3 protein-coding genes are annotated in these 4,507 nt (G+C 59.9%); 2 read left to right on the forward strand and 1 reads right to left on the reverse strand.

From position 1 onward, the window contains the following. The coding region (locus ABX749_RS23305; RefSeq protein WP_372898105.1) for a hypothetical protein at positions 1 to 293 on the forward strand (293 nt) is incomplete at its 5' end. On the opposite strand, the gene ABX749_RS23310 is transcribed toward ABX749_RS23305, so the two are convergent. Continuing rightward, the gene (locus ABX749_RS23310; protein WP_372898106.1) at positions 286 to 1,335 is read right to left on the reverse strand and encodes a hypothetical protein; all 1,050 of its coding nucleotides are present in this window, start codon (positions 1,333 to 1,335) and stop codon (positions 286 to 288) included. The two genes, ABX749_RS23305 and ABX749_RS23310, sit on opposite strands and share 8 nt — an antisense overlap. A gap of 574 nt (positions 1,336 to 1,909) precedes the next feature. Here ABX749_RS23310 and ABX749_RS23315 point away from each other — a divergent pair. Next, positions 1,910 to 4,507, forward strand: a 2,598-nt coding sequence (locus ABX749_RS23315; protein WP_372898107.1) for a beta strand repeat-containing protein, incomplete at its 3' end; no start/stop codon positions are given.

Consider the following 4,507-nt stretch of genomic DNA (forward strand, 5'->3'; position numbering starts at 1 on the left):
TGGACATCGCCGGCGGTGAAGTCATCGCAGGCACGGTGACAGAGATTTCACGAGTGAGTGTGAAAAGTGTTCCAACGGAATTGGCGGTGGATCAACAACTCTCCAGTCGTGTCGACCAGGCCGGCGTGCTGCGACCGGAAACGACGTCTTACAAGGCCCACGTTCAACTCGATCCGACCGATGTGCCGCTATTGATCGGCGCTCGCGGTCGGGCAAAGATTTCGGTTCAATCGCAACCGCTCAGCCAACGTGTGCTCCGCGTCCTCTCACGCACCTTCAAAACGGTTATCTGATCAACCGTTTCAACGGTGGCGTGTGGTAGCCGCTGCGAACGGAACTGCAGGGCGGATCGATGGCCGCAGACAACGGCAAGACACCGGCTTTCCATGCGAAGTGGATCCCTGAGTGGACCGCCGGCACGCGTTTCAGCGGACCACGGATCGCGCCGTAGCGTTCCAATCGGTTGTCTTCAAAATACAGCGGCTGGTGGCAAAACGATGCGCCCGCCCAAAAGTCTCGCATGGTCAAGTCAGACCGATGCAACGAGGTCAGATGCGGAACAGAATCGTGCCGCGGCAGGCCACTGGTATCGCCGGGCAGATCCGCGTCGGCAACCAGCTGCGATGACTCGCCCAGGCCTCGAGGGCGAACGTCCAGCCACGCACCCGTGGATTGAGGTGTGGCTGTGACACGTTCGTGCCGCATGACATCGCGACCGAACTGCCTGTCTCCCAAATCCAACACGTCGCTCTCGATCAGCTCCGGCTGTGGGTCGTCAAATGAATCGAAGGTCCGGGAGCCTTCGTCGTTGGACTCGGCGGCGGGTTCACGGCGGATCGGCAACAGCCCCGGCGGTTGTGACACGGGCACGGGCTGCACCAATGCCGGCACCTCCACTTCCACTTCGACCGTGTTGTCGGCGGACGGTCGGGGCAGTGATTCGAATGGTTGTTGCGTCGACGGCTCCGACGCCGCCGGTGCTTGGCCGGCCTGATGGAGCGAGGAAAAGGTCGCTTGGGAAACGAGCGTCGGTGGGTTCCAATGACGCCGCGACTGATTCGATGTCTTGCTCGCAGAAACGTTGATTTCGGCTGGGTTGCTGATCAAAATCCTGGGGGCGAGTCGAACGATGGTGGCGGTCGGGTCGGTGGTGATCGGCACAGTGGTGATCGGCACGGCGCGGTCGATGTCGGCGCCCCAGGCGGCCAGAGGGGTGGCGGTCAGCATCGAGGTGGCACAGGCCAATGTGGCCACGCCCCTGCGGCACAACGAATCAAGGGTGTTTCGACGTCGAATGCGGAGCGATCGCGTCGAGCGGATTGCCGAGTCGGTCATGGCCAGTCACTTTCCAGCGTGTTGATGCAACGTGTGGATGCATCGTGTAGATGCACCGTGTGTTCAATCAGCGTGTCAAATCAGCCGCTCAGATCTCGAGGCCGCCGAGGGCGGCCGCTGTGAATGGAGGACAGAGTACCTGGAGCAAGAGATGGCTTCGTCGCCGACGGACATCGGACTGCAGTTTCTGGCGTTGCGCGATCAAACAGGCAGGACCGCTACATCCAGAGCAAGTGCATCAGTTGCCCAGAATTGTGACTCAAGCCGATCGAGATTCCGCAAAGCCTGGGAATCTGATCCGTTTGTACCGAAATTACACCGGGACGGTTGCGGACCTGTCAGTGTTTCTGACGGTGATCCAGGGGCGATGTGTTAAAATCTGAAGGTTGCGTCAATCGTCGGTAAGAGAACGCTTCTTTCGGCTGTTCGTTTCGTACCATTTGCCGGTCTGTCGGGGTCACGCCGGGTCCCGACCGATCAGCAGGCGGTCATCGGCCGGGAAGAATGCAGGGAACTCCTTGCCCGGCAGATAGGTCCAACGTCAGGTCGCCTTGTTGATTCCGAGCTCGTCATCATGAAACTCCCCAATTGGATTCGAAAGCTCACCGGTGGACGCCCACCGGTGCGTCGAAGACGAATCGATCGGCGGAGAGAGGAACTTTTCGCGGAATTGAACGTCACGCGACTGGAAACCCGCCGTGTGCTCAACGGCGATGGTTTGGCCAGCGAATTGGTCGTCGACGCCGGCGCGGACGCCAACGACGGCCACGCCGATGCGTTTCATTTGCAAGTCGATCAGGATCAGGTCCACGTCAGCGTCAACGGCGAACGCGTCAACAGCGTTTCGGTCGACCAAGTCGACACCATCACCATCCACGGTTCCGCTGACGATGATTCCCTCGTCATCGATCTCGGTGACGGCACGATGGCCGAACAGACGATCCGGTTTGATGGCGGACAAGGCCAGGATTCGGTTCGGATCGTCACCGCCGCGCACATCGAGTCGCTGATCCACGCCATTGAGTCTCCCGGTGTCGTGCACACCGATCTCCGTTCCGCCGCCGGCGGCTCAGCATTTCAGTTCGAGGGCATCGAGGATTTGAGCCACGACCTGAGCGTGGACCGTTTGACCGTCCAGCTGGGCAACGATGCCGATCGGGTCACGCTGGATCAATCGGACGTCGCGGGAGTCAGCCAATTGCAGGTCTGGCAATCGTTTGACGCGAACATCGATTCGCAATCGCCATTCACGATGTCCTTCGATGATCCGAATGAATCCTTGCGAATCGTATCTGACATGGACGGTGAAACCGATGCCGATCACGTCGACGTCAAGGGACTGTCTGATTCATTCGGGGCAAGCTTTGTTTTCCAGGGCGACGACAACGATTTGATCGTGTTTTCCGGCGCAACGAATCTGGGCGGCGGTGACGTTCGCGTGACGGCGGGCAACGTGCAGCTGTCCTCCGCGATTCACACCGATCATGCCGAAGTTGAATTCGTCGCGACCGAGGAACTGACGCTCACTACCACCGGCAGCATTGTCAATCACGGCGGCACCGTGGAACTTTCCGGTCCGTCGCTCGAAATGGACGGCTCCATCGATGCCTCCGCCGGCTTCGTCTCCCTCGATAGCGGTGAAACTGGCGTTGCGATTGTCCGCGGACGGATCGACGTTTCGTCCGACCAAGCGGGACATCAAGGCGGTGTCGTTCATGTGTTGGGATTCCATGTCGGCTTGCTGGAACAAGCACGCATCGATGCGTCGGGGTCAGCCGGTGGCGGAACGGTCTTGATCGGAGGCGATTATTTGGGCAAGGGCGAAGTGAAAAACGCTTACGTCACCTATGTCTCTCAAGACTCGATCGTTCGTGCCGACTCGCTCGACAACGGACGTGGCGGCAAAGTGGTTGTCTGGGCCGACCACACCACGCGGATGCATGGCACCATCTCGGCACGCGGGGGCAGGCTGGGCGGTGACGGAGGCCTGATTGAAACGTCGGGAAAAGTGTCGCTTGACGTGACCGCCAGCTCGGTCAACGCCAGTGCCGCAATGGGTGTTGCGGGATCATGGTTGTTGGACCCCTTAGATGTCACGATCTCCGACGGCTCGACACAAAACAACATCCCCAACACAGGCGGACTCTTCACGCCCAGCGGGAACAATGCAAATATCGGTGACGACATCATCAACGCAGCACTTGATGCGGGCACCAGCGTCACGATCACCACGGATTCCGGCAGCACCAGTGACAACAGCGATGATGGCGACATCCAGCTCAATGCGAACGCGGATATCGTCCTCAGTACGGCGCAAACAGTCACGCTGAAACTGATCGCCGCGGGTACCATCGATCTACGAGGCACGATCACGACGGCAACGGGGACCTTGAACGTCGAATTGGTCGCCAATGACAACAGCGTGACTCAAACCGATCAAAAAACGGGCGAAGGCGATGTACTGGTCAAGGATGTCGTGACCACCGGCGGAGGAACGTTCACTTCCTCTGGAGTCAACTTTGATAACTCCGGTGGCGCGATTACCACCGGCGGTGGTCTGATGAAAATCGAACACACCGGCAACGTAAAGATCGGTGCGGCGATTGATGCCGGAGTCGGCAATGCCGAGATCACCACGACCGGCGGCAACATCAATGGTGGGGGCACCGTGACCGCCGCCGCATTGAGATTGGACGCCTCGGGTGGCATCGGGACAGCAACCACGTTCAACACGGACGTCGATTCATTGGACCTGACAACCGGCGGCTCTGGCAACGCCGGCGACATCACACTGGTCGAAGCCGATGGGGCAAGTCTGACCGCTGCAACCGACGCCACGGCACAGTCGATCCAAGTCACCGCGACGACCGGAGACTTGACGATCGGAGGCGCGACCGGTGATGGCAATGACAATGTCACCTTGATCGCCTTGGCGGGAGACGTCGACGGCGGAGCGACGGTGACTGCGAATGCACTGGTGATCAATGCCGGTGGTGGGATCGGGATCGGCACGACATTCTCCGCCGATGCAGCCAGCTACAGCCTGACCACGTTGGGCGTCGGAGCGTTGGGCGACATCACATTGGTGGACACCGGCGCGCTCAACACGAGCCAAATCACGACACTGTCCAGCGTCGCGTCGGTTCAAACGGTCAGCCTGACCGCGACGACA

Source organism: Stieleria sp. (genome assembly GCF_041595215.1).
Classification (GTDB): Bacteria; Planctomycetota; Planctomycetia; order Pirellulales; family Pirellulaceae; genus Stieleria; species Stieleria magnilauensis.